The 25,238-nt window shown below is 66.8% G+C and carries 20 protein-coding genes; 13 read left to right on the top strand and 7 right to left on the bottom strand.

Features of this window, described 5'->3' with window-relative positions; all coding sequences use genetic code 11:
- Positions 1-2 precede the first annotated feature (2 nt).
- From iolG to KF887_03270, 6 genes are all read left to right on the top strand, one after another.
- Positions 3-1,004 (top strand): inositol 2-dehydrogenase, encoded by a 1,002-nt coding sequence (gene iolG / locus KF887_03245; GenBank protein QYK42158.1) that lies wholly within the window; start codon positions 3-5, stop codon positions 1,002-1,004.
- A complete protein-coding gene (iolC, locus tag KF887_03250; GenBank protein QYK42159.1) occupies positions 1,004-2,908 on the top strand; it encodes a 5-dehydro-2-deoxygluconokinase in 1,905 nt (634 codons plus the stop codon). The genes iolG and iolC overlap by 1 nt, the downstream gene beginning before the upstream one ends.
- A 4-nt stretch (positions 2,909-2,912) precedes the next feature.
- Positions 2,913-4,736 (top strand): 3D-(3,5/4)-trihydroxycyclohexane-1,2-dione acylhydrolase (decyclizing), encoded by a 1,824-nt coding sequence (gene iolD, locus KF887_03255; protein ID QYK42160.1) that lies wholly within the window; start codon positions 2,913-2,915, stop codon positions 4,734-4,736.
- Positions 4,733-5,629 (top strand): myo-inosose-2 dehydratase, encoded by an 897-nt coding sequence (gene iolE / locus KF887_03260; protein ID QYK42161.1) that lies wholly within the window; start codon positions 4,733-4,735, stop codon positions 5,627-5,629. Before iolD ends, iolE begins: the two co-directional genes overlap by 4 nt.
- Positions 5,626-6,447 carry a 5-deoxy-glucuronate isomerase gene (gene iolB, locus KF887_03265; protein ID QYK42162.1) on the top strand — a complete coding sequence of 274 codons (822 nt, stop codon included), beginning with the start codon at positions 5,626-5,628 and terminating at the stop codon, positions 6,445-6,447. Before iolE ends, iolB begins: the two co-directional genes overlap by 4 nt.
- Before the next feature lie 531 nt (positions 6,448-6,978).
- The gene (locus tag KF887_03270) at positions 6,979-7,923 is read left to right on the top strand and encodes a hypothetical protein (protein ID QYK42163.1); all 945 of its coding nucleotides are present in this window, start codon (positions 6,979-6,981) and stop codon (positions 7,921-7,923) included.
- A gap of 30 nt (positions 7,924-7,953) precedes the next feature.
- On the opposite strand, the gene KF887_03275 is transcribed toward KF887_03270, so the two are convergent.
- Both KF887_03275 and KF887_03280 read right to left on the bottom strand, forming a co-directional pair.
- Positions 7,954-8,646, bottom strand: coding sequence for a UTRA domain-containing protein (locus KF887_03275; GenBank protein ID QYK42164.1), 693 nt, complete (start codon positions 8,644-8,646; stop codon positions 7,954-7,956).
- A gap of 1 nt (position 8,647) precedes the next feature.
- Complete coding sequence (locus KF887_03280; protein QYK42165.1) at positions 8,648-10,012, bottom strand: formimidoylglutamate deiminase; 1,365 nt, start codon at positions 10,010-10,012, stop codon at positions 8,648-8,650.
- A 68-nt stretch (positions 10,013-10,080) separates the two neighbouring features.
- Between KF887_03280 and hutI the strand changes: the two genes are divergently transcribed.
- From hutI to KF887_03315, 7 genes are read left to right on the top strand one after another with little or no spacing between them, the layout of a single operon-like run.
- Positions 10,081-11,280, top strand: a complete 1,200-nt coding sequence (hutI, locus tag KF887_03285; protein ID QYK42166.1) for an imidazolonepropionase — start codon at positions 10,081-10,083, stop codon at positions 11,278-11,280.
- Positions 11,277-12,803: a histidine ammonia-lyase gene (gene hutH / locus KF887_03290; protein ID QYK42167.1), complete on the top strand. Its 1,527-nt coding sequence runs from the start codon at positions 11,277-11,279 to the stop codon at positions 12,801-12,803. The genes hutI and hutH overlap by 4 nt, the downstream gene beginning before the upstream one ends.
- The gene (gene hutG / locus KF887_03295) at positions 12,800-13,594 is read left to right on the top strand and encodes an N-formylglutamate deformylase (GenBank protein QYK42168.1); all 795 of its coding nucleotides are present in this window, start codon (positions 12,800-12,802) and stop codon (positions 13,592-13,594) included. The genes hutH and hutG overlap by 4 nt, the downstream gene beginning before the upstream one ends.
- Before the next feature lie 2 nt (positions 13,595-13,596).
- Positions 13,597-15,282 carry a urocanate hydratase gene (locus KF887_03300; GenBank protein ID QYK42169.1) on the top strand — a complete coding sequence of 562 codons (1,686 nt, stop codon included), beginning with the start codon at positions 13,597-13,599 and terminating at the stop codon, positions 15,280-15,282.
- A 58-nt stretch (positions 15,283-15,340) separates the two neighbouring features.
- Positions 15,341-16,432: a TRAP transporter substrate-binding protein gene (locus KF887_03305; protein QYK42170.1), complete on the top strand. Its 1,092-nt coding sequence runs from the start codon at positions 15,341-15,343 to the stop codon at positions 16,430-16,432.
- A gap of 55 nt (positions 16,433-16,487) precedes the next feature.
- Positions 16,488-16,988 (top strand): TRAP transporter small permease subunit, encoded by a 501-nt coding sequence (locus tag KF887_03310; protein ID QYK42171.1) that lies wholly within the window; start codon positions 16,488-16,490, stop codon positions 16,986-16,988.
- Positions 16,985-18,535 carry a TRAP transporter large permease subunit gene (locus KF887_03315; GenBank protein ID QYK42172.1) on the top strand — a complete coding sequence of 517 codons (1,551 nt, stop codon included), beginning with the start codon at positions 16,985-16,987 and terminating at the stop codon, positions 18,533-18,535. The genes KF887_03310 and KF887_03315 overlap by 4 nt, the downstream gene beginning before the upstream one ends.
- A 321-nt stretch (positions 18,536-18,856) precedes the next feature.
- On the opposite strand, the gene KF887_03320 is transcribed toward KF887_03315, so the two are convergent.
- The 5 genes from KF887_03320 to KF887_03340 all read right to left on the bottom strand — a co-directional run bounded on the left by KF887_03320 (position 18,857) and on the right by KF887_03340 (position 25,192).
- Complete coding sequence (locus KF887_03320; GenBank protein QYK42173.1) at positions 18,857-20,296, bottom strand: NAD-dependent succinate-semialdehyde dehydrogenase; 1,440 nt, start codon at positions 20,294-20,296, stop codon at positions 18,857-18,859.
- A gap of 33 nt (positions 20,297-20,329) precedes the next feature.
- A complete protein-coding gene (locus tag KF887_03325) occupies positions 20,330-21,085 on the bottom strand; it encodes an IclR family transcriptional regulator (GenBank protein ID QYK42174.1) in 756 nt (251 codons plus the stop codon).
- Between the two features lie 108 nt (positions 21,086-21,193).
- On the bottom strand, positions 21,194-22,285 hold the full coding sequence (locus KF887_03330) for an extracellular solute-binding protein (GenBank protein QYK42175.1): 1,092 nt from the start codon (positions 22,283-22,285) through the stop codon (positions 21,194-21,196).
- Positions 22,286-22,319: 34 nt separating this feature from the next.
- Positions 22,320-24,098, bottom strand: a complete 1,779-nt coding sequence (locus tag KF887_03335; GenBank protein QYK42176.1) for an ABC transporter permease subunit — start codon at positions 24,096-24,098, stop codon at positions 22,320-22,322.
- Complete coding sequence (locus KF887_03340; protein ID QYK42177.1) at positions 24,095-25,192, bottom strand: ABC transporter ATP-binding protein; 1,098 nt, start codon at positions 25,190-25,192, stop codon at positions 24,095-24,097. Before KF887_03340 ends, KF887_03335 begins: the two co-directional genes overlap by 4 nt.
- Between the last annotated feature and the right edge of the window lie 46 nt (positions 25,193-25,238).

Below are 25,238 nucleotides of genomic sequence, written 5' to 3' on the forward strand. Positions count from 1 at the left end.
CCATGTCGCTGAACTTCGCCATTCTCGGAGCGGGCCGGATCGGCCAGGTCCATGCCCGCGCGGTCACATCCACGCCCGGTGCGCGTCTTGTCGCCGTCGCCGATCCTGTCGCGGCAGCGGCCGAGGCGCTGCGCGTCGCACATGGTTGCGACATCCGCAGCATCGACGCGATCGAGGCCGCCGCCGATGTGGATGCCGTGGTGATCTGCACCCCGACCGACACGCATGCGGATCTGATCGAACGTTTCGCGCGCGCGGGAAAGGCCGTGTTCTGCGAGAAACCGGTCGACCTGTCGCTGTCGCGCGTCGTCGCCTGCCTGAAGACGGTCGAGGCCGAGAAGGGCACGCTGATGGTCGGCTTCAACCGCCGCTTTGACCCCGATTTCATGGCCGTCAAGGCGGCCATTGATGCCGGAAAGATCGGTACGGTGGAGATGGTCACGATCACCAGCCGCGACCCGGGCGCGCCACCTCTGGATTACATCTCGCGCTCTGGCGGCATCTTCCGTGACATGACGATCCATGATTTCGACATGGCGCGCTGGCTGCTGGGCGAAGAGGTTGAAACGGTCATGGCCGCCGCCTCGGTGCTGACCGACCCGGCGATCGGGAAGGCGGGCGACCATGACAGTGTCAACTTGATCCTGCGCACGGCATCGGGGCGCCAGGCGATCATCACCAATTCACGCCGCGCGACCTATGGCTATGACCAGCGGATCGAAGTGCTGGGCTCGAAGGGAATGGTGGCGGCGCGGAACCATGCCGAGAACCGCCTGACGCTGGCGGATGGCCAGGGCTTCCACGAGGCGCCGCTGCTCAATTTCTTCATGACCCGCTACATCGCCGCCTATGCGAACGAGATCGCGGCGTTCATCGATGCCGTGAAGGGGGGCAGCCCCACGCCGACGACGGGGCAGGACGGGTTGCTGGCGCTGGCACTGGCCGAGGCGGCGCTGAAGTCGGTGGCCGAGGGGCGGGCCGTCAAGGTGGCCGAGGTTCTCTGATGGTCCGCGACCTGGATCTTGTCACCATCGGCCGCGCGTCGGTCGATCTCTACGGCGCGCAGGTCGGCGGGCGGCTGGAGGACATGGCGAGTTTCCAGAAATATGTGGGCGGCAGCCCCACCAACATGGCGGTGGGCACCGCGCGCCTGGGACTGCGGTCGGCGCTGCTGACCCGGGTCGGCGATGAACACATGGGCCGTTTCATCCGCGAGCAGCTGGTGCGCGAGGGGGTCTGCACCGACGGCGTGATCACCGATCCGGAGCGGCTGACGGCACTGGTTCTGCTGGGGATCCGCGACGAGCACCGTTTTCCGCTGATCTTCTACCGCGAGAACTGCGCCGACATGGCCCTGTGCGAGGATGACATCGACCCGACCTTCATCGCCCGCGCCCGGGCGGTGGTGGCCACGGGCACGCATCTGTCGCATCCGCGCACCGAGGCCGCCGTGCTCAAGGCGCTGCGCCTGGCGCGCGACGGCGGGGCCCGGACGGCGCTTGACATCGACTACCGGCCGAACCTCTGGGGGCTGGCGGGCCATGGCGAAGGCGAAAGCCGATTCATCGAGAGCGGCAAGGTCACGGCCAAGCTGCAAACGACCCTGTCGCTGTTCGACCTGATCGTCGGAACCGAGGAAGAGTTCCATATCGCGGGCGGGACCACCGACACCATTGCCGCCCTGCGGGCGGTGCGGGCGGTGACGCAGGCCACGCTAGTCTGCAAGCGCGGTCCGATGGGTGCGGTGGCATTCACCGGGGCGATCCCCGAGGCGCTGGACGAGGGCGCGGCGGGGCCGGGCTTTCCGATCGAGGTGTTCAACGTGCTGGGGGCGGGTGACGGGTTCATGTCGGGCCTTCTCAAGGGCTGGCTGGACGGCGAGGACTGGCCGGTGGTGCTGAAATACGCCAATGCCTGCGGCGCCTTTGCCGTGTCGCGGCACGGCTGCGCACCCGCCTATCCGTCATGGGCGGAGCTGCAGTTCTTCCTGCGGCGGGGGATCGTGCGGCCCGATCTGCGCAATGACGACACGCTGGAGCAGATCCACTGGTCCACCAATCGCCATGGCGACTGGTCAACCGCCCGCATCTTTGCCTTCGACCACCGGATGCAGATGGAAACGCTGCCGGGCGCCGACGCCGCCAGGATCGCGGCGTTCAAGGAACTGTGCCTGGCGGCCGCCGTGCGGGTGCAGGCGGGCCGGCCCGGCCACGGCATCCTCTGCGACAGCCGGTTGGGCCGCCGCGCCCTGCATGCCGCGGCCGAAACCGGCCTCTGGATCGGGCGGCCCGTGGAACTGCCCGGGTCGCGGCCGCTGCTGCTGGAACCCGAGATCGGGCCGGACCTTGGCGGGCTGGCGGAATGGCCGCTGGCGCATGTGGTCAAGGTGCTGTGCTTCTACCACCCCGACGATACCGCCGAGATGAAGGCATCGCAGGAGACAACGGTCACCCGGCTGTTCCACGCCGCGCGGCGCAACCGGCTGGAATTCCTGCTGGAGGTGATCCCGTCGAAGGCCGGGCCGGTCGATGATGCCACGACCGCAGACGTGATCCGGCGCTTCTATCAGATCGGGGTCTATCCCGACTGGTGGAAGCTGGAACCGATGCGCACGGATGCGGGCTGGCGGGCCGCGTGCGACACGATCACCGAACATGATCCCGACACGCGGGGTATCCTGGTGCTTGGGCTTGGCGAGGATGAGGACACGCTGGCCGCGTCCTTCGACAAGGCAGCGCGGTTCGACCTTGTCCGGGGCTTTGCCGTCGGCCGCACCATCTTTGGCGCGGCGGCCGAGGGTTACATGGAGGGACGCATGGCACCCGAAGCGGCGGTGACGATGATGGCCGAGAATTACGGAAGGCTCTGCGCGCTCTGGGATGCCGCGCGGGCCAGGGCGAAGGGGTAGGACGATGACGACGATCCGACTGACCGCCGCGCAGGCGATGGTGCGCTGGCTGGCCGCGCAGAAGACCGAGACGGGCGAGACCTATCTTGCCGGGTGCTGGGCGATCTTTGGCCATGGCAATGTCGCCGGGCTGGGCGAGGCGCTTCATGGCATCCGGGACGTCTGGCCCACCTATCGCGGGCAGAACGAACAGAGCATGGCCCATGCCGCCATCGCCTATGCCAAGCAGCTTGGCCGAACGCGGGCCATGGCGGTGACATCGTCGATCGGCCCCGGGGCCCTGAACATGGTCACGGCGGCGGGCCTGGCGCATGTGAACCGCCTGCCCGTGCTGTTCATCCCCGCCGACGTGTTTGCCGGGCGCGGGCCTGACCCCGTGCTGCAGCAGGTCGAGGATTTCGCCGACGGCACCGTTTCGGCCAATGACTGCTTTCGCCCCGTCAGCCGCTATTTCGACCGGATCACCCGGCCCGAGCAGCTTCTGACCGCGCTGCCCCGCGCGCTGCGGGTGATGACCGACCCGGCCGATTGCGGGCCGGTCACGCTTGCCTTCTGCCAGGACGTGCAGACCGAAGCCCATGAGTGGCCCGAGGCGTTCTTCGCCCCCCGCGTGTGGCGCATCCGCCGTCCCGGCCTTGAACAGGCCGAGGTCTGGCGCGTGCGCGATCTGATCCGCAAGGCGAAGCGCCCGGTAATCATTGCAGGCGGCGGTGTCCACTACTCGCGCGCGACCGCTGAGTTGCAGCGGTTTGCCGAGACAACGGGGATCCCGGTCGTGGAAACACAGGCGGGCAAGTCGGCGCTGCCCTGGAACCATCCGCTCAACCTCGGCCCGGTGGGCGTGACCGGTGCGTCCTCGGCCAATGCGGTCTGCGCCGAGGCGGACGTGATCATCGGCGTGGGCACGCGGTTTCAGGATTTCACCACCGGAAGCTGGTCGTTGTTCAAGGCGCCCGGGCGCAGGCTCGTGTCGATCAACGTCAATGCCTATGACGCGGCGAAGCACGGGGCCGAGCCGCTGAACGGCGATGCCGCGATGGCGTTGGCGGTGCTTGCCCATGAGTTGCGCGACCACAGGGCCCCGCCGGTTCCGCCGGGGCTGAAGGAGGCCTGGTTCGCTGCGGTCGACCCTCTGACCGCCGCACCGGCCGAAGGCAATGCCCTTCCGACCGACCAGCAGGTGATCGGCGCGGTGCAGCGCGCCGCCGGGCCTGACACCGTGGTGATGTGCGCCGCAGGCACCATGCCGGGCGAGTTGCACAAGCTGTGGAAAGCCACGCGGCCGATGTCCTATCACATGGAGTACGGGTTTTCCTGCATGGGATACGAGATCGCGGGCGCACTGGGCATCAGGATGGCCGAACCCGACCGCGACGTGATCTGCATGGTCGGCGACGGCAGCTACATGATGATGAATTCCGAACTTGCCACGGCGGCCATGCAGGGCGTCGCCTTTACGGTCGTGATCACCGACAACCGGGGCTATGGCTGCATCAACCGGCTGCAGATGAGCACCGGCGGGGCCGAGTTCAACAATCTCTATGCCCATGCCCGGATCGACCGCCAGCCGCAGATCGACCTTGCGGCGCATGCCGCCAGCATGGGGGCGACAGCCGCAAAGGTCGCCAGCATCGCAGAGCTTGAGGCAGCACTGGCGCGGCGGACGGACATCACCGGGCCCTATGTCATCGTGATCGATACCGATCCCTATCCGAGCACGCCGCACGGCGGACACTGGTGGGATGTGGCCGTGCCCGAGGTCAGCACCCGCCCCGACGTGCGGTCCGCCCGCGAAGTCTATGACATCCAACGGAAGGAACAGGCATGATCCGATTTGGCACCAACCCGATCGCCTGGGCCAATGACGACGACCGCAGCATCGGCGCCGACATCCCCACCGCCCGCATCCTGGACGAAGCCGGCCGGCAGATCGGATTCGACGGCATCGAGAACGGCCACCGCTGGCCCGACGATCCCGAAGACCTGCGGGTGCTGATGGCTTCGCACGGGCTGGCCTTCATTTCGGGCTGGTACTCGGCCGAACTGCTGCTCCGGTCGGTCGATGCGGAAATCGCCGCCTGCCAGAGGCACCTGGCCCGGCTGAAGCACAACGGCTGCACGGTGATGATCGTCTGCGAGACGTCGAACGCGATTCATGGCGACCCGGCGAAGCCGGTCAACGACAGGCCACGCCTGACGGCGGCTGAAATGCAGGCATTCTGTGCGCGGCTCGAGGCGTTTGCCGCGTACCTGTCGGGGCAGGGCATCACGCTGGTCTATCATCACCACATGGGCACGATCATCGAGGCGCCCGAAGACATTGACGCGCTGATGGCCGCCACCGGCCCCCACACCCATCTTCTGTTCGACGCCGGGCACTGCGCCTTTGGCGGCGGTGATCCGGCCGCCGTGCTGGCGCGTCACGTTGGCCGGGTTCGGCATTTCCATGCCAAGAACATCCGTCCCGATGTCGTGGCCCGGGCGCGGGCCGAAGGGCTGTCGTTCCTTCAGGCCGTGGTGGCCGGGGCCTTCACGGTCCCGGGGGACCAGGAGGGGGCGATCGATTTCGAGCCGCTGCTGCGCATCCTGGCTGGGGCTGGCTATGACGGCTGGATCGTGATCGAGGCCGAACAGGATCCGCAGGTCCGCAACCCGCTGCTCTACCAGACGCTCGGCCTTGCCACGCTGCGGCGTCAGGCACGCGAGGCTGGGTTGGCATGAGTCATCCTGCGCAGACCGGCCTGCTGCGCAAGCCGCGCGGGACACACGGAAAGGTCCATGACCTGACCCCCGCAGACGCGGGATGGGGATACGTGGGCTTTGCGCTGTATCGCCTGCGGCCGGGCGAAAGCGCGGCCGAGGCGACGGGCGGACGCGAGGCGATCCTGGTTCTGGTCGAGGGGCGGGCGAGGGTGGGCGCTTGCGGCCGGGATTTCGGCATCCTCGGCGACCGGCTGGATGTGTTCGAGGCAACGCCGCCCCACTGTCTCTATGTTCCGGCGCACAGCGGCTGGACGGCGACGGCCGACACCGACCTGACGCTCGCGGTCTGCACGGCACCGGGAAAGCCGGGCCGCGATGCCGCCGTGATCGGACCCGCAGGCGTGCCGCAGATCATGCGCGGACGCGGCACGAACACCCGCCACATCAATGCCATCGCGATGGAAGAGCGCGACGTCGCCGACAGCCTGCTGGTGACCGAGGTGTTCACCCCGGCGGGCCACTGGTCAAGCTATCCGCCACACCGGCACGACGAAGACGACTTTCCCGCAATGACCTATCTGGAAGAAACCTACTATCACCGCCTGAATCCCGCACAGGGCTTCGGCATCCAGCGGGTGTTCACCGAGGATGGCAGCCTCGACGAGACCATGGCGGTCGCAGACGGCGACCTGGTGCTCGTGCCACGCGGACACCATCCCTGCGGGGCGCCCTATGGATACGCCATGTATTATCTGAACGTCATGGCCGGACCCTTGCGCAAATGGCGGTTCAGGAACCATCCCGATCACGACTGGATCGCACAGCGCGACGCATGAGGCATGAAACCGGTGGCCGCCCACGCTCGGACGACGGCCGCATGACACTTCGGGCATGTGCCGCGATCTCTCGCCGCCGATGATCGAACATCTGCGGCGTCCGCCCTGAACCGAGGGGCGCGTTCCATCTGCGCCAGCAGGTCCTGCCTGACCCCCGCCGCATGCCCCTTGGCGATTCCCACCGCCAAGGCGCTGCCTCCCCGGGGGTTGGGCGTCGGCTTGAACGCCCAAGCCTGCGCGCACTTCCCCTATGCACCACATCCGCTGCGGCTGTGTGTCGGATCCCCGACCGACATTCCGCCGTCCGAAGCCGTTGCCTGTCGCCGGATGCCACCGTGACCTTGCTGACCGCGTTCACCATGTGATCCGAACCGGTCCTGCGCGACCTCGCGGAGCGATGGATGGCCGCCATGCCCCAATGGTGTTCGGACAGTGACAGGACCCTACCGCAAGCATCGGGCGATGCTATGTTAGGCGGGTGCTTGTCGCCCCGGAGGCGGGAATGATGCAGGGAACTGGGGGCATGTTGTCATGGTAGGGCCCGCGTCGCCAACCGGTGGTGCGCGCGGATGCTTTCATGACCGCCGTGACAGGGTGGACCCGTTCGTCAGCCGACACTTCACATGGCCCGGCACGCTGCGGCTGCATGGCGCCGCGCTTGGCGTCGATATCCTGCGGGCGCCGATCAACGTCGCGCTTTCCCCTTTGCTGGTCCTGGCACTGATCCTTCGCTGGGTTCTTCGCCGCCTGGGCATGCGACGACAGGCGGACTGGCTCGCGCAGCGCCGCATCCACCTTCCCACAGCCGTTGCCCGCCGCATCGAGGTGCTGATCGTCACCGAACTTCTCGGGCTTGCCGCGACGGAATCCGCCCGGCTCGGGGACGAGGCGGCGTTGTCCCGCGCCGTGCTCTCGGCACCGCAGCTGCGTGAACTCGTCCGCCGCAGCGGCAGCGTCGAGGCGGCGCAGGTCATGTCGCGACGGATCCTGCGGGCTCTGGGTGACTACAGCGGCACACGGGCTGCGGTTGCCGAAATGACTGCGGCCCTGTTCACACTGGCGGTTGGCGCCGCGGTGTTCCAGGCCCTGACGCCGGGCGTGATGTCAATGGCACCGGGCGTGGCCGAGGCGGTGTCGCACGGGACGGCAGTGGCCGAGTTCCCCTTGGGTGAATCACTTGGCGGGGTCTGGTACGGCGTGTTTCCGGTCGGGCCCGCGCCTTGGCTGGTCGCGGCCACGATTGTGGTCCTGGTGATGGCGGGCGCGGTCGTTGCTGCGTTCGCCGGCATTCTGGCAGATCCGGTTCAGGCATGGCTCGGAATTCACCGGCGGCGTCTGATGCGGCTCATCGACACGCTGGAGGCCGAAGCCTCGGGATCGGCCGACAGGCCATTCGCCACGCGCGAGCATTTCTACGCCCGTGCGTTTGACCTGTGGGATGCCGCCGTCAGCCTGGCGCGCGTCTTTCGGGGGTGATCGACCTGCGCCCAAGCCCCTTGCCAGGCATCAGATCGTGGTGCGCATCCGGTGTCCGGCCATGTAGGTAAGCGAGACGGACGTGATGGGCATCGAACCTGCCCAGGTCGTCCGACCGATGGTCAGAAGCGCCGTGCCCGGGGGGCATGACAGACGCTCGGCCATCGCCGGGTCGGCGTTCACCGCACCGAACGAGATGTCGCCGCCCGAGAACGAGGTATTCTGCACCAACCATTCATTCGCGCTGATCCTGGCAAGATCAGCCTGGTCGAGTTCCGGCACGGCCACGGGGTTGATCCAGCGATCCTCGAAACAGAACGGGCGGCCGTCCGCCGAATGCAGGGCCGAAACGCGGATCAGCTGCGTCCCCGGGGGGAGCCGCAGTTCGCCGAGCACACCCGCATCGGGCACCCGGCTTTGCCGCAGAAGCAGCTGATAGCCGTAGGCGTGGCCTCGCCCCTCGATGTCCTGCCGGATGATGGGGATCTCGAAGGTTGCCTTGCGCACGGGGTTCAGCGGCACCCGCGTGCCCGCCTTGCGCCGCCGTTCCAGCAGCCCCGCCGATGCCAGATCCCGCAGCGCGCGGTTCACCGTGGCGCGGGCGCAGCCCAGTTCGGTGGCCAGATCGGCTTCATGCGGGATCATCTGGCCGGGCATCCATTCGCGATCGCCTATGCGGCGCAGCGCCTCGGCGCGGACCATCTGCCAGGTCAGCGGCGCCATCTCAGGCCGCCCGCAGGCGCGAAACGGTGGCGACATAGGCGCGGGTGATGGCGGCATGCCTGGCGTGCCGCCCGCCTGACACCAGATGCCGACCCGCGGACCACACGTCGCTGACCAGCCGGTCATCCCCCGCGAAGACATAGCTGTCAAGCACCACATCCCCGCGTCGCCCCGCCAGATCCGGGCCGGCGCCGTCGAGGGCCAGCAGATCGGCCAGCTTGCCCTTGGCGATCACGCCTGCATCACGTCCGGCGGCCTGTGCGCCACCCCTGGCCGCCCCCTGATACAGGACGCGGCCGGTCGATTCCCCGGCGGTCGCCAGCGCGGCACGTGACCGGTCCCGCAGGCGCTGGCTGTAGTCCAGGGTGCGCAGTTCCTCGGCCAGCGAGATGCGGATGTTGCTGTCCGACCCGATTCCCCACCGACCTTGCGCACCCAGCCACGCAACCCCGTCGAATATGCCGTCGCCCAGGCTCGACTCGGTTATCGGGCAAAGCCCCGCGACGGCACCCGTCGCTGCCAGGCCCAGTGTTTCCGGGCGTTCCATCTGGGTGCAGTGGATCAGACACCAGCGTGGGTCGACTGGTGCATTCGCGAGCAGCCATTCGACCGGGCGCGCACCGCGATGTGCAAGCACCTCCTCCACCTCGGCAATCTGTTCGGCCAGGTGCATGTGCAGCGGCGCCCCCGGGCGCATTGCTATGGCAGCCCGCAACCCCTCTTCCGTGACCGCGCGCAGGCTGTGCGGCGCAACACCCAGAACGGTATCGCCAGGCAGCGGTGCCAGCGCATGTGCGGCGGCCTCCAGCAGGGCCGCGAAACGATCAGGATCGTTGCCGAAACGGACCTGTCCCGGTCCGAGCGCCCGTCGGTCGCAGCCGCCGTATTCATACAGGACCGGCAGCAGCGTCAGGCCGATGCCGGTATCGGCAGCGGCCGCCGCGATCCGCGCCGACATTTCTGCAAGATCGTCATGCGGCATTCCGCCGGGCTGGTGGTGCAGATAGTGGAACTCGGCCACTGCGGCAAAGCCCGCCTCCAGCATCTCCATCTGCACGAAGGCGGTGATCGCCTGCACGTCATCGGGCGTCAACTGGTCCAGGAAGCGGTACATCAGCTGCCGCCATGTCCAGAAGCTGTCGCGCGGATCGGGGCCGCGCCGTTCCGTCAGGCCGGCCATCGCACGTTGGAAGGCATGGGAATGCAGGTTCGTCGGCGCGGGCAGCAGGACGTCCACGCGCCGGGCGTCCGCTGGTGCGGTCGTGCCGGTCTGAACCCCGGCGATGCGCCCGTCGTCGATTGTCACGGTAACGTCCTCGGCCCACCCATCGGCCAGAAGCGCCTGCGCCGCCCAGATTTCCGCCATCACGCCATCCCCCGGTTGACAGGATTATTATGTATGGACATATTATGCCAATCTCAGGGGGAATCAAGATGGAATTCGCCGCGCCCACCGTTCTGGCCAATCTGGCCCTCGCCGGAGGGGACGGCGCATTCCTCGCGCGCGGCGCCATCGCGCTGCGGGCCGGGCGGATCGCCTGGGCCGGGGCAGAGGCCGACCTGCCCGCCGATCTTGCGGGCTGGGACCGGCACGATCTGCAGGGGCGGCTCGTCACGCCCGCCTTCGTCGATTGCCACACCCATCTGGTGCATGGCGGCCACCGCGCCCGCGAGTTCGAGATGCGGCTGGAGGGTGCCAGCTATGAAGAGGTGGCGCGCGCCGGGGGCGGCATCGTCTCGACCGTCGCGGCAACGCGCGCTGCCGACGAGGCCGCGCTGATCGCGCAGGCCCTGCCGCGTCTGGATGCCCTGCTGGCCGAAGGGGTATCCTGTGTCGAGATCAAGTCGGGGTACGGCCTTGATGTCGAGACGGAGCTCCGGATGCTCCGGGTGGCCCGCAGGCTGGCGGTCCTGCGCCCCGTGCGGATCAGGACAAGTTTCCTGGGCGCGCACGCCATACCGGTCGAATACAAGGGCCGCTCTGACGACTACCTCACCGAGCAGTGCCTGCCCGCCCTGCACGCGGCCCATGCCGAGGGGCTTGTCGACGCGGTGGACGGATTCTGCGAGGGCATCGCCTTTTCCGTCGAACAGATCGCCCGCGTGTTCGACGCCGCCCGGGCCCTTGGATTGCCGGTCAAGCTGCATGCCGAACAGCTGTCGCATCTGGGCGGCGCCGCACTTGCATCGCGATATGGCGCGCTGTCGGCCGATCACGTGGAGTATGCGACCGACGACGATGCCCGCGCGATGGCGGCATCCGGCACGGTCGCCGTGCTGCTGCCGGGGGCATTCTATGCGATCCGTGAAACGCAGCTGCCGCCTGTGGCGGCGTTCCGCAGCCACGGGGTGCCGATGGCGCTGGCGACCGACTGCAACCCGGGCTCGTCGCCCCTGACCTCGCTGCTCCTGACCATGAACATGGCCTGCACCCTGTTCCGCCTGACCCCGGACGAGGCGCTGCGCGGCGTGACCCGGAACGCTGCCCTTGCCCTTGGCCTGCGGGACACGGGCGCCATTGCACCGGGCCTGCGCGCCGACCTTGCCATCTGGGATGTCGAGACGCCCGCCGAGCTTGCCTATCGCATCGGGTTCAACCCGCTTCACGTCCGCATCTTCGGAGAATCCGCATGACCGCCCTGACCCTGACGCCGGGCGCCACCACGCTGGCGCAGCTTGAAAACCTGTGGCGCGAGGGGCTGGCCGCACGGCTGGATCCCGCTGCGCGGCCAGATGTCGAGGCGGCCGCAGCGCAGGTCGCGGAAGCTGCCAGGGGTGAAACGGCGGTCTATGGCGTCAACACGGGCTTCGGCAAGCTGGCGTCCGTGAAGATCGCGGCCGAAGACACCGCTACCCTGCAACGCAACCTGATCCTGTCGCACTGCTGCGGTGTGGGCGAGCCGCTGGAAGAAGCGACAACGCGGCTGATGATGGCACTGAAGCTTCTGTCACTCGGGCGCGGCGCATCCGGCGTGCGGTGGGACATCATCGCACAGATCGAGGGCATGCTGGCTGCGGGGGTAACGCCGGTGGTGCCCGGTCAGGGGTCGGTCGGTGCGTCGGGCGATCTGGCCCCGCTTGCCCATATGACCGCCACGATGATCGGGGCCGGACAGGCCACCTATCGGGGCCGCCGGATGGACAGCGCGGCGGCCCTGGCGGCGGCCGGGCTGACACCCGTGACGCTAGGCCCCAAGGAGGGCCTGGGCCTGATCAACGGCACGCAGTTTTCCACTGCACTCGCGCTGGCCGGGCTGTTCGACGCCTGGCGAAATGCGGCCAGTTCGCTTGTCACCGCCAGCCTGTCGACCGACGCGATCATGGGATCGACGGCACCACTTCAGCCCGAGATCCACACGCTGCGCGGACACCGTGGCCAGATCGAGGTGGCCGAGCGGATGCGGGCGCTCATGGCCGGATCGGTCATCCGTGAAAGCCATCGTGAAGGCGACAGCCGGGTGCAGGACCCCTACTGCATCCGCTGCCAGCCGCAGGTGGCAGGCGCGGCGGTCGACCTGCTGCGGTTTGCGGCCACGACGCTGGAAACCGAGGCAAACGCGGTCACGGACAACCCGCTGGTGATCGGCGCGGGCATCATCTCGGGCGGAAACTTCCATGCCGAGCCTGTCGCCTTTGCCGCCGACATCATCGCGCTGGCAGTGGCCGAGATCGGCGCCATCGCGCAGCGGCGCGTGGCACTGATGGTCGATCCGACGCTGAGCCATGACCTGCCGCCGTTCCTGACACCCGATCCGGGCCTGAACTCCGGCTTCATGATCGCCGAGGTGACGACGGCGGCCCTGATGAGCGAGAACAAGCATCTGGCGACCCCCTGTTCGACCGACAGCACGCCGACATCGGCCAATCAGGAAGATCACGTCAGCATGGCCGCGCACGGTGCGCGCAGGCTGGGCAGGATGAATGCCAACCTGTCCGTCATCCTCGGGGTCGAGGCCCTGTGCGCGGCCCAGGGGATCGAATGCCGTTCGCCTCTGGTCACCTCGGGGCCGCTGCAATCGGTTCTGGCGGCAGTGCGTGCCGTATCGCCCCGACTGGAGGCCGACCGCTACCTCGCGCCCGACATCGAGGCGGCAAGCCGGCTGGTTCGTGACGGCGGCCTGGTCACCGCCGGCGGAATTGCGGAGTTCAGCCTGTGACCCCGGTCGAGGTCATCCAGGGTGACAGCCCCGTCGTGCTGGGTCTGCCGCACACCGGCACACATGTTCCGGAGCGCATCAGAAACCGGCTGAACGACCGGGGTCGGCAGTTGACGGATACCGACTGGCATGTCGAGCGGCTCTACGATGGCCTGCTGCCGGGGGCGACCACGGTCCGCGCCACGTTCCACCGCTATGTGATCGACGCGAACCGCCCGCCGGACGACTCAAGCCTCTATCCCGGGCAGAACACCACCGGGCTGGTGCCGCTGACCGATTTCGACGGCGAACCGCTTTGGACCGATGTGCCCGACGCAGCCGAGATCGAGGCACGGCGAGCGGCGTTTCACGCGACCTACCATGCCGCGCTTGCAGCGGAGATCGCACGGGTACGCGCCCGGCATGGCGTGGCGATCCTGTATGACTGCCATTCGATCCGCTCGCGCATCCCGTTCCTGTTTTCCGGCACGTTGCCCGACTTCAATATCGGCACGGCCGATGGCGCCGCCTGCGACGGCCGCATCGCAGAGACGCTGTTGTCGGCACTTGTCGGAGCGGACGGGTTCTCGTCGGTCCTGAACGGCCGGTTCAAGGGCGGCTGGACAACACGGCACTACGGCCGCCCGGGCGACGGGGTCCATGCCGTGCAGATGGAACTGGCCCAGTCCACGCATCTTGAGACCGAAACGCCGCCCTTCGCCTACTCGTCCGCCAAGGCCGCGATCCTGCGCCCGATCCTGTCCAACCTGCTGCGCCGGCTTGCCGCGCTGGCCCACGTCCTGAGGTCCTGATCATGAACAACCCGCGTCACAACACCCGCGACATATTTCCTGCCACCGGCACCGAGATCACCGCGAAAAGCTGGCTGACCGAGGCGCCGCTGCGGATGCTGATGAACAACCTGCATCCCGACGTCGCCGAGAACCCGCACGAGCTGGTCGTCTATGGCGGCATTGGCCGTGCAGCCCGCACCTGGGAGGATTTCGACCAGATCTGCGCCAGCCTGCGTGAACTGGAGGCCGATCAGACCTTGCTGGTACAATCGGGCAAGCCGGTGGGCGTGTTCCGCACCCACAAGGATGCCCCGCGCGTGCTGATCGCCAACTCGAACCTCGTGCCGCATTGGGCAACCTGGGACCATTTCAACGAACTCGACCGCAGGGGCTTGGCCATGTACGGCCAGATGACTGCGGGCTCGTGGATCTACATCGGCACGCAGGGCATTGTGCAGGGCACCTATGAGACCTTTGCCGAAGCCGGGCGGCAGCATTACGGCGGGTCGCTCAAGGGCCGCTGGATTCTGACGGGCGGCCTGGGTGGCATGGGTGGCGCGCAACCGCTTGCGGCGGTGATGGCAGGGGCCTGCTGCCTGGCGGTTGAATGCGACGAGACGCGCGCGGATTTCCGCATCCGCACCCGGTACTGCGACGCCAAGGCGCATACCCTGGACGAAGCCCTGGCCATGATCGACACATGGACAAGGGCGGGCGAGGCGAAGTCGGTCGCGCTGATCGGCAACGCCGCCGACGTGTTCCCCGAGATCCTTGCGCGGATGAAGGCGGGCGGCATGCGCCCCGACATCGTGACCGACCAGACCTCGGCGCATGACCCGGTGCATGGCTACCTGCCGCAGGGCTGGACCGTGGGAGAGTGGCGCGCCATGCAGGAAACCGACCCGAAGGCCGTGGAGAAGGCCGCCCGCGCCAGCATGCGGGCGCATGTGGCGGCGATGGTCGAGTTCTGGAACGCAGGCGTGCCGACGCTGGACTATGGCAACAACATCCGGCAGGTCGCGCAGGAGGAGGGGCTGGAAAACGCCTTCGCCTTCCCGGGCTTCGTGCCCGCCTACATCCGGCCGCTGTTCTGCCGCGGGATCGGGCCGTTCCGCTGGGCGGCGCTGTCTGGCGACCCCGAGGACATCTACAAGACCGACGCCCGGATGAAGGAACTGTTCCCCGAGAATGCCCATCTGCACAACTGGCTGGACATGGCGCGCGACCGCATCGCGTTCCAGGGCCTGCCCGCGCGCATCATGTGGATCGGTCTGGGCGACCGGCACCGCGCCGGTCTGGCCATCAACGACATGGTCCGCAAGGGCGAGTTGAAGGCCCCCGTGGTGATCGGGCGCGACCATCTGGACAGCGGATCGGTCGCCAGCCCCAACCGCGAAACCGAGGCAATGAAGGACGGGTCGGATGCCGTATCCGATTGGCCGCTGCTCAACGCGCTTCTGAATTGTGCATCGGGTGCCACATGGGTCAGTCTGCATCACGGTGGCGGCGTCGGAATGGGGTTCAGCCAGCATTCCGGTATGGTCATCTGCTGTGACGGCACTGACGATGCGGACCGACGCATCGCCAACGTCCTGTGGAACGACCCCGCGACCGGTGTGATGCGTCATGCCGATGCGGGCTACGATATCGCGCTGGATTGCGCCCGCGAACACGGCCTGAACCTGCCGGCCATCCTGAAACGCTGACCGGTCAAGGACGGCGACAGGCCACAAGAACCGAACGAAAACCAGCAAGGAGAGACCCATGAAACGACGCTCATTCATTGCAACCGCCGGCATCGGCGCCGCTGCCGCGACGCTGGCGGCCCCGGCCATCGCGCAGGATGTCCGCAAATGGCGCCTCGTCTCTGCCTGGCCGCGCAATCTGCCCGGCCCTGGCGTCGCGGCGCAGATGCTGGCCGACCGGATCACCGCCCTTTCCGGCGGGCGGATCGAGGTGGAACTGTTCGCAGCCGGCGAGATCGTGCCAGGCCCGGGCGTATTCGACGCGGTCGCCGAAGGCACTGCCGAGATCTATCATGCCGTGCCCGCCTACTGGGGATCAAAGTCCAAGGGCATCCTGTTGTTCGGCAGCCAGCCGCTGGGCCTGACGGCCATCGAACAGCACGGCTGGATGCTGCACGGCGGCGGCCAGGCGCTCTACGACGAGATGTACGGCCGCTTCGGGCTCAAGCCGTTCCTCTGCGGCAACTCGGGCCCGCAATGGGCAGGGTGGTTCCGCAGCGAGATCACCTCGCTCGATGACCTGAAGGGGCTGAAGTACCGCACCACGGGTCTCAACTCGGAGGTGATGTCCAAGCTTGGCGTGGCCGTCGAGGCGATGTCCGGCCCGGCGATGTTCCAGGCGTTGCAGTCGGGTGCGCTGGATGCGGGCGAGTTCATCGGGCCGTGGTCGGACAGCGCGCTGGGGCTTCAGCAGGTGGCCAAGAACTACTACGGACCGGGTGTCGGGGAACCGTCATCCGCCGAAGAATGCGCAGTGAACCTGGCGGTGTGGAACGACCTGCCGGATGACCTGAAGCAGGCGGTGACCTATGCGGCCGAAAGCCTCTACAACCCGGTGCTGACCGAGTACAACACCAAGCATGCGCTCGCCCTGCGCGAACTGGTCAGCCAGCATGGCGTGACCGTGCGCGAGTGGCCCGAAGAGATCATCGTGGCGATGGGCAACGCCATGGGCGAGGTCATCGCCGACCTGCGTGCATCGGACGACGAACTGGTCGTGCGGATCACCGAAAGCTTCCTCGCGTATCGCAAGCTGATGGTCGAATACATGCCCCACGCCGACAGTGGCCAGATGGTCGCACGGGGACTCGGCTACAACTACGGCGGCTGACACGCGATCCGGGCGGGGATGTTCCCCGCCCGGCCTGGCCATTGGAAAGACGCGCATGGAACGGATCGCAGACGGGCTGGACCGGATCAACCGCATGGTCGGCGCGGTCGTGATGTGGGCGGCGCTTGCCATGGTGTTGCTGCAGTTCGGCATCGTGCTGCTACGCTATGTCTTCGGCTATTCGTCGATCTTCCTGAACGAAGGCGTGCTCTACCTGCATGCTTCGCTTTTCATGCTGGGGGCGGGCTATACCGCCTTGATGAACGGCCATGTGCGCGTCGACATCTTTTATGCGGGCATGACCGCGCGGCGTAAGGCCATGGTCGACATCTTCGGCCATCTGGTGCTGCTCGCCCCGTCGCTGGTCGTGCTTCTGTACTGGTCGTGGCCGACCGTCAGCCGATCCTGGGCAATCCGCGAAGGGGCGATCTCAGTCGGCGGCATCCCGGCATCATACCTGCTGAAAACCCTGATACCCGCGTTCTGCGTGCTTCTGCTGGCGCAGGGCCTGTCTGCCCTCATCCGTGACATGATCCGCCTGAAGGACAGGACATGACCCTTCCGCTTGACCTGCTGATGTTCGCGGCGCTGATCGCGGTGATCCTGCTGGGCTATCCGGTTGCGTTCTCCATTGCCGGCGTGGCCACGGCCTTTGCGCTGCTGGGCCATCTGACGGGCGACTTCCAGTTGAACCTGATGGGCGCACTGGGACAGCGGTTCTTTGCGGTGCTGACCAACCCGGTGCTGACGGCGATACCGCTGTTCGTGCTCATGGGCGTGGTTCTGGAGAGGTCCCGCATCGCCGAGGAACTGCTGGAGACGATGGGGCGCCTGTTTGGCGGCATCCGCGGCGGTCTGGGTGTGTCGGTCATGCTGGTAGGCGCGCTTCTGGCGGCCTCGACCGGTATCGTGGGCGCAACCGTGGTGGCCATGGGCATGATCGCCCTGCCTGCCATGCTGCGCAATGGCTACAACCCCCGCCTGGCATCGGGCATGGTCTGCACTGCCGGAACGCTGGGCCAGATCATTCCGCCCTCGACCCTTCTCATCATCCTTGCCGAGGTGATGTCATCCGCCTTCCAGCAGGCGCAGTACAAGCAGGGCAAGTTTTCCATCGAGACGATCTCGGTCGGCCAGACCTTTGCGGCAGCCCTGGTGCCCGGACTGCTGCTGGTGATGATCTATATCCTCTACATCCTGGGGCGCGCGTGGCTGATCCCGGGCGACGCGCCCGCGATGCGTGAAACAGCACAGAAACCGGCAGGGCGCGAGATTGCGGCTGCCATCCTGCCACCGGTGCTGCTGATCTTTGCCGTGCTCGGCGCGATCCTTGGCGGCATCGCATCACCCAACGAGGCGGCAGCGGTGGGGGCAATCGGGGCGATCCTGCTTGCGGGACTGAAGCAGGGCGCGCCGCGGTGGCTGATCCTTGCGGGGGCGGCGTCGCTGCTGGCGCTGGCGGTCGCGGCGGGGATGGCGCCTGTCCGTCTGCAGCGGTCCGACGCCGGAACGGCACAGTATGCCATTGCTGCGGTCTATTCCGGCCTGGCCATCATCGGTATTGCCGCCATCGGTGCGGCCCTGCTGGCCACCTTCAGACGCGGCATCGCACTCGCGGCGATGGGACAGACGATGGTGGTCACCTCGATGATCTTCGCCACCATCCTGATGGCTTCGTATTTCTCGCTGGTCTTCGTAGGTCTGGGGGGCGAGCACCGGGTTGCGGCCATCCTGACGGCACTGCCCGGCGGGCCGACCGGGGCGCTGTTCTTTGCAATGGCCTTCATCTTCGTTCTCGGCTTCTTTCTGGATTTTGTCGAAATCTCGGTCATCCTGCTGCCGCTCCTGGTGCCGCCGCTGATCCTGATGGGGCATGATCCGATCTGGCTGGCCGTGCTTATCGCCGTGAACCTGCAGACCTCCTTCCTGACGCCACCTTTCGGATTCTCGCTGTTCTACCTGCGGGGCGCTGCACCGCCCAGCATCACCACGGGCATGATCTATCAGGGCGTCGTGCCTTTTATCCTGTTGCAGATCGTGGCGATGGCGCTCATCTGGCTGATGCCGGGGACAAGCACCTGGCTGCCCCGTGCCGTGTTCTAGGCGCTCGACCCGCAGGTTGCGGATTGGCAGCAGACGGGCGACGGGCTTTGTGCACAGCGAAGGACCGGCACGATGCCCTGTCACGCCCGATCCAATGCGCGCGATGAGAGTTTCGCGCGCCGCGCAAGTGCTCAAGCTGCGCCGAAAGGCGCAAGCCAGCGACCGGTTCCGGTCGCATCGGGATGAAAGAGCAGTCGCAGGTCACGCGCTGTCTCCGGGCGTCAAGGCTCCGGGCGTCTCTCCAGATTCCGCGGCGGGAACTGGTTGACAGCTGTCAACCCGGCGACGCCGTGATGGCCGCTGGGTTGCGCCGGGTCTGGATCAGGTCGCCATCTGCGTGACGAACTTGGTCACCAGATAGGCTTCGATCGCCTCCGACCCGCCCTCGGTGCCATAGCCGGAGTCGCGAACGCCGCCAAAGGGCACCTCGGGCAGGGCAAGTCCGATGTGGTTGATCGTCGTCATTCCGGCCTCGATCCCGCGCCCAAGGGCGTGCATCACCTCGGCCGACCGCGTGAAGGCATAGGATGCCAGCCCGAACGGCAGCCTGTTGGCCTCGGTCAGCGCCTCATCCAGCGTCGAGAAGCGATTGACGATCGCGACGGGGCCAAACGGTTCCTCATGCATGATGCGGGCATCCGGCGGCACCTCGGCCAGCACGGTGGGGGCATAGAAGTTGCCCGTGTTGCCGATCCTCTGACCGCCGGTCATCAGCCGTGCACCCCGATCGACGGCGTCGGTGACCAGCGTCTCCATTGCCTGCAGGCGGCGGTGGTTGGCCAGCGGTCCCATCTGGATGCCGTCCTCCAGCCCATTGCCGACCCGGATTGCGGCCATTCCGTGGGTCAGCTTTTCGAGGAACGGATCGAAGGCAGCACCCTGCACGAGGAACCGTGTGGGCGACACGCAGACCTGCCCTGCGTTGCGGCATTTCGTGGCGGCCAGCAGCGTTGCAGCCTTGTCCACGTCGGCGTCCTCGAACACCAGGACGGGCGCATGCCCACCCAGTTCCATCGTCGCGCGCTTCATGTGCTGACCGGCCAGGGCGGCAAGATGCTTGCCGACGGGCGTCGATCCGGTGAACGAGATCTTGCGGATCACCGGATGCGGGATCAGGTATTCCGAGATCTCGGCGGGCACGCCGTAGACCAGGCCCACCGTGCCGACCGGCACGCCGGCGTCGACAAAGGCGCGGATCAGGGCCGCCGGTGCGGCTGGCGTTTCCTCGGGTGCCTTGACGATGATCGAACACCCGGCGGCAAGCGCGCCGGACAGCTTGCGCACGACCTGATTGATCGGAAAATTCCACGGGGTGAAGGCCGCGACCGGCCCGACCGGCAACTTCATCGTCATCTGCGTGACGCCGGGCACCCGCGCAGGGATGATCTGGCCATAGGTCCGGCGACCTTCCTCGGCGAACCAGTCGATGACATCCGCGCCGCTCATCACCTCGGCCCTGGCCTCGGCCAGTGGCTTGCCCTGTTCGCGGGTCATCATGCGGGCGATCGCGTCGGCGCGGTCACGCAACAGGTCTGCGGCGCGGCGCATGATACGGTAGCGATCAAAGACGCCGGTGCTGCTCCAGACGGCAAAACCTGCCTGCGCGGCATCAAGCGCCGCGTCCAGATCGGCACGGCCTGCGTGGGCTACGGTGCCGATGACATCCCCGGTCGCGGGATCGACCACATCGATGGTGCGGCCATCTGCGCTGTCGCGCCATTCACCTGCGATCAGAAGCTTCGTGTCTGGATAGTCGGTCATCGGGGTATCCTGATTATGCGTGTTTGCTGTGCCTCATGGCTGACCGCCATATCCCAACGCGGTCGATATCGCACGGGCCGCCGCCATTACGTTGGCCGAATATTGCAGAAGCTGCTTGCGTTTGACACGCGAGTCCGGCCCCGACAGGCCGATTGCACCCACAAGCTCGCCGGAACGCCCACGGATCGCGCAGGCGCAGGCCGCTATGCCGTCACGCCATTCGCCATGCAGGACGATCGCATAGCCCTGCTCGCGGGCCAGCCGCACGTCGGCGCGCAGGGCGTCAAGGGTGGTGCGGGTGGTTTCGGTATAGCTGCGCAAGTGCGGCGCAAAGCGGTCAAGATAGCTTTCCGGCAACATTGCCAGCATGGCCTTTCCGGTCGCAACCGTGAAGGCGGGTGCCCGTGCCCCCACGCTGGTGTGGGCACGGATGTGATGGGCGCTTTCGATCTTGTCGAGATAGACCACGTCGGTGCCGTCAAGGACCGAAAGATGGATCGTCTCGCCGGTGGTTTCGGCAAGCCGCGCCATGGCGGGCCGGGCAACCTTGATCAGGTCCATCCGGCGCATGACGTGGCTTCCCAGTTCCCAGATGCGGGTTGTCAACTCGTAGGTGCTATGCGGCGGAATCTGGCGCACGTATCCCTGGGCCATGAGCGTGGTCAGCAGGCGGTGGATGTTGCTTTTCGTCATCGACAGCTCGGCAGCAAGATCGGTGACACCGCGCGGCTGTTCGCTCAGGGCCAACGCCTCGATCAGTCGAAGGCCCTTGATGAAGGCTTTGTCCATTCGGCGACCGGCTCCCTGTCAGTGCTGCTGCATCATGGCGGGATCGCCCGACGAATCAACCGATTGCGGCGGCCGCCCCGGCGTGGGCGGCCGCCTGCCAGCCACGTGTTACTTCGCCAGAAGCGCGTTCAGCAGTTCCTGGCCGTATTCCTCGTTCGTCGACCGGCCGTCCGGCGACGGGGCGCCCCAGTAGTCCGGGCTCCATTCGATGGCGCGCGACACGTTGGCGGGATTGTTCGCCCAGTAGATGCTGACCGCTGGATCCGCCGCCTCGAACACCACGGACGAGGGCAGGGCGACCGGAAAGTTCGATGTCAATTCTGCCGCCCGCTCGGGCTCCAGCCGCCATGACAGAAGTTTCAGGGCGTTGTCGTAGTTCGGCGCGCCCTTGGGGATCGAGAAGAAGTCGTAGTAGACGAACCCCTGGTTCCACTCGACCTCGATCGGCGCGCCTTCGAGCGCCAGCTTGCTGGTCGAGCCGGTGTAGGTCATGCACATGTCGGCCTCGCCATCCAGCAGCAGTTGCGGCGGCTGGGCCGAGGTTGTCCACCACTTGGCGATGTGGGGCTTGATCTCTTCGATCTTCTTCAGCGCGCGCTCCATGTCGAGCGGATAGAGCGCTTCCTTCTCGACGCCGTCGGCCATCAGCGCGGCTTCCATCACGAAGCGCGGCCAACCGGGCATGCAGCGCTTGCCCGGGAACTTCTCGACGTTCCAGAAGTCGGCCCAGCTTTTCGGGCCGTTCTCGGGCGGGAAGCGATCGGTGTTGTAGACAAGGCCAACCCCGATCACCTGCAACGCCACGCCCTTCGGCCGCTTCAGGTTGTCGGGCATTGCCGCCAGGGTCTTCTGTGCGCCTTCGGACAGCTTGCTGTAGTCGATGTCTGCCAGGCAGCAATCGCCCAGAAGTTTGGTTTCCTGATCGAATATGAACGTCAGGTCCCATTCGGTTCGACCGGCTTCGACCTGTGCCTTGATCCGCGGGCCGGACCGGGCCTCTTGCACGGTCACGACCTCGATGCCGGTTTCCTTGGTGAAGGGGTCGTACATCACCTTGCGCAGCGCCTCGCCATAGCCACCGCCGGGGTCCTGCATGACCACCTGCGTGCTCTGCGCGGCCGCGGGCGCCACCCAGCCTGCCACCAGAACGGCAGCGGCCAGTGCCGACACCGAACCCTTCAGGAATGTCCGTCCAAGCATGTCATCCTCCTCTAATGTTCCGCCTGGTTTTCCGTCACGCCGCCCCGCGCGACCGGGCAAGAACCGGCCGTGCAAGGATGATCCCACCGACGACCAGCAGGACCTCGAGCGTCGAGACCACCGCAAGCACCGGATTGAGCTGATAGTTGATGTCCGCCCACAGCATGAGGGGCAGGGTCCGCAGCTGGGCGCTGGACAGGAACAGCGACAGGACCAGCTCGTCGAATGAATGCAGGAACGAGAAGAACACCGCCGCTGCCAGGCCCGGCGCGATGGCGGGCAGGGTGACCGTGCGGAATACGGTCACGGGCGATGCGCCATGCACTGCCGCGCTCTGTTCAAGCTTCGGATCGACGGATTGCAGCGCGGCCGAAACGATGATCACCACGATGGGCAGGCCACCGATGGCATGGGCGGCCGCGAGGCCCCAGATGGTGCCGACCATGTCGAACCGCAGGAACAGGCTGTAGAGCGAAAGGCCAAGCACCACCGGCGGCACGATCACCGGGCTGACCAGCAGCAGCATGATCGCGGACTTGTAGCGGATGCGGCTGCGGACGATCCCCATGGCGGCCGCGGAACCCAGGGTCACGGCCATGCAGGCCGACAAGGCGGCGATCAGCGCGGAGTTCCAGAACGCGCGCATCCATGTGGAGTCGGAGAAGAATTTTTCGTACCAGCGAAGTGAGTAGTCTGGCGGCGGAAAGGTCAGGTAGCTGGCGCTGCTGAACGAGATGATGATGACCACAAGGATTGGCAGGATCAGCGCGGCAACCACGAAGCCGCCCATGAGCCGCACCGTCCAGGTGCCGAAACCGGCATGCAGCCGACCGAGCAGTCGTAGCAGCGGCCAGCCCACGAGGTCGGCCAGCACCATGCCCAAGGTGCGTGAACGACCGGCGGCGCCGCGTTTCGATGCCACGGGTGGGGCGGCGTCGGTCAGCTTCCTGCCGCCCCAGATGAACTCGAACCCCATGAAGCGTCCGGCCACGGCGACGACGGCAAGCGTGATCACCAGAAGCACGACCGCCAGTGCCTGAAGAAAACCCTCAGAGGTCACGAAATCGGCCTGCTGGGTGATATGCATGGCGAACATCTGGTCACCTGGTCCGCCGAGAAGCGTCGGGGTGATGAAGAAGCCGAGCGCGCTGACAAAGACCAGCAGGAAGCCCGCGCCGATCCCCGGCAGGGTCAGCGGCAGCAGGATGCGCCAGAACACGGCGATCGGCCCCGCGCCGCTGGCCACCGCCGCGCGCGTCAGGCTCTGGTCAAGTCGCGCGACGCTGGCATAGATGCTGAGTACCATCAGCGGCAGCAGCACGGCTGTCATCCCAAGCAGGACGGTGCCGCGGTTGAACAGAAGCGCCATGGGCTCGTCAAAGATGCCGAGCCAGACCGCCAGCTTGTTGACTGGCCCGTTGCGGCCCAGAAGCACCATCCAGGCATAGGTGCGGATCAGGATGGCGATGAAGTAGGGTAGCACGATCGCGGTGGCGATCAGCACCTGAACAATGCCCTTGCTGCGATGGATCAGCAGCGCGGTGGGATAGCCGAACAGCAGGCACAGGCAGGCCACCGTCACCGAGATCTTGATCGTGCGGACCAGGGATTCCCAGTAGAGCGGAACGGCGAACACGCGTTCGAAATGCTGCCACCAGGTCTCGCCGCCAAAGCTGATGCGCGTAAGGTCGATCAGCGGCAGCAGGTATATGAACCCGAGGAAGCCGACCGCCGGAACCAGCAGCAACGCCGGATCGCTCAGCCGGTCCGACAACACGCGCCGCGCGGGCGTGGACAACGACGCCTCGGTCATGTCAGCACCCAGCAATCTTCGGCGCCCCAGCCCACATGCAACGTGTCGCCGACAGAGGGCAGGGGGCGGCGGGCAGTGTCGGTGCAGCGGATCAGCAGGGTTTCGCCTCCATCCAGCCGCACCTCGATGCGCAGCGTCTCGCCCAGAAACAGGGCGGAGATGACGGTGGCGGAAATGCTGTTCGGCCGTGGTTCATCCGTGATGGCGATGCGTTCGGGGCGCACCAGCACTGTGGCGCGGCCGATATCGAACGACTCGCGGCTTTCGGCCTGAAAGACGTAACCCCCCCGGCTGCGCAGCGTCATCGTGCGACCGCGCTTCTGCACAACCTCGGCGTCGATCAGGTTGCTTTCGCCCACGAACGAGGCGACGAAACGGTTCTCCGGATGGCGATAGATCTCGGACGGGCGTCCGACCTGAACAATGCGCCCGGCATCCATGACGGCGATCCGGTCGCTCATTGTCAGGGCTTCGCTCTGGTCGTGGGTTACGAACAGGATCGTGCTGCCGATTGTCTGGTGCAGTTCGCGGATCTCGATCTGGATCGACTCGCGCAGGCGCCGGTCGAGCGCGCTGAGGGGTTCGTCCATCAGAACCACCTTGGGGCGCATCACGATCGCACGGGCGATGGCCACGCGCTGTTGCTGGCCGCCCGACATCTCGGACGGCAACTTGCGGGCGTGTTCGGACAGACGCATGATTTCCAGCGTTTCCGCGACCCGCCGTTCGGTCGTGGCGCGGTCCACCCCCGCCATGCGCAGCGGAAAGGCGACGTTCTGGTTGACCGTCATGTTGGGGAACAGGGCATAGCTCTGGAACACCATGCCGAAGCCGCGCCTGTGGGTCGGCACGTTGTTGATGGGGCGCCCGTCGACCAGGATCTCGCCGGAATCGATCCGCTGGAATCCGGCGAGCAGGTTCAGCAGCGTGGTCTTGCCGCTGCCCGAGGGGCCAAGCAGGGTGATGAACTCGCCCGGTTCGATCGCAAGGCTGACACGATCGGTCGCGCGAAAGCCGCCATAGGTCTTGACCACATCGCGGATCGCGATGCCCGAGCCGATGACAGCCGATCTTCCGGTGCGGTCCTTCTGCATACCTGGGTTGGCCTGGCCGCCCTGGCGAGCGGAACGGTGCGGCGAA

Source organism: Paracoccaceae bacterium, assembly GCA_019454225.1.
Lineage (GTDB): Bacteria > Pseudomonadota > Alphaproteobacteria > Rhodobacterales > Rhodobacteraceae.

Coding starts and splice junctions, on each gene's coding strand:
- iolG (QYK42158.1), top strand. CDS start 3: ATGTCGCTGAACTTCGCCATTCTCGGAGCGGGCCGGATCGGCCAGGTC.
- iolC (QYK42159.1), top strand. CDS start 1,004: ATGGTCCGCGACCTGGATCTTGTCACCATCGGCCGCGCGTCGGTCGAT.
- iolD (QYK42160.1), top strand. CDS start 2,913: ATGACGACGATCCGACTGACCGCCGCGCAGGCGATGGTGCGCTGGCTG.
- iolE (QYK42161.1), top strand. CDS start 4,733: ATGATCCGATTTGGCACCAACCCGATCGCCTGGGCCAATGACGACGAC.
- iolB (QYK42162.1), top strand. CDS start 5,626: ATGAGTCATCCTGCGCAGACCGGCCTGCTGCGCAAGCCGCGCGGGACA.
- KF887_03270 (QYK42163.1), top strand. CDS start 6,979: ATGGTAGGGCCCGCGTCGCCAACCGGTGGTGCGCGCGGATGCTTTCAT.
- KF887_03275 (QYK42164.1), bottom strand. CDS start 8,646: ATGGCGCCGCTGACCTGGCAGATGGTCCGCGCCGAGGCGCTGCGCCGC.
- KF887_03280 (QYK42165.1), bottom strand. CDS start 10,012: ATGGCGGAAATCTGGGCGGCGCAGGCGCTTCTGGCCGATGGGTGGGCC.
- hutI (QYK42166.1), top strand. CDS start 10,081: ATGGAATTCGCCGCGCCCACCGTTCTGGCCAATCTGGCCCTCGCCGGA.
- hutH (QYK42167.1), top strand. CDS start 11,277: ATGACCGCCCTGACCCTGACGCCGGGCGCCACCACGCTGGCGCAGCTT.
- KF887_03300 (QYK42169.1), top strand. CDS start 13,597: ATGAACAACCCGCGTCACAACACCCGCGACATATTTCCTGCCACCGGC.
- KF887_03305 (QYK42170.1), top strand. CDS start 15,341: ATGAAACGACGCTCATTCATTGCAACCGCCGGCATCGGCGCCGCTGCC.
- KF887_03310 (QYK42171.1), top strand. CDS start 16,488: ATGGAACGGATCGCAGACGGGCTGGACCGGATCAACCGCATGGTCGGC.
- KF887_03315 (QYK42172.1), top strand. CDS start 16,985: ATGACCCTTCCGCTTGACCTGCTGATGTTCGCGGCGCTGATCGCGGTG.
- KF887_03320 (QYK42173.1), bottom strand. CDS start 20,296: ATGACCGACTATCCAGACACGAAGCTTCTGATCGCAGGTGAATGGCGC.
- KF887_03325 (QYK42174.1), bottom strand. CDS start 21,085: ATGGACAAAGCCTTCATCAAGGGCCTTCGACTGATCGAGGCGTTGGCC.
- KF887_03330 (QYK42175.1), bottom strand. CDS start 22,285: ATGCTTGGACGGACATTCCTGAAGGGTTCGGTGTCGGCACTGGCCGCT.
- KF887_03335 (QYK42176.1), bottom strand. CDS start 24,098: ATGACCGAGGCGTCGTTGTCCACGCCCGCGCGGCGCGTGTTGTCGGAC.
- KF887_03340 (QYK42177.1), bottom strand. CDS start 25,192: ATGCAGAAGGACCGCACCGGAAGATCGGCTGTCATCGGCTCGGGCATC.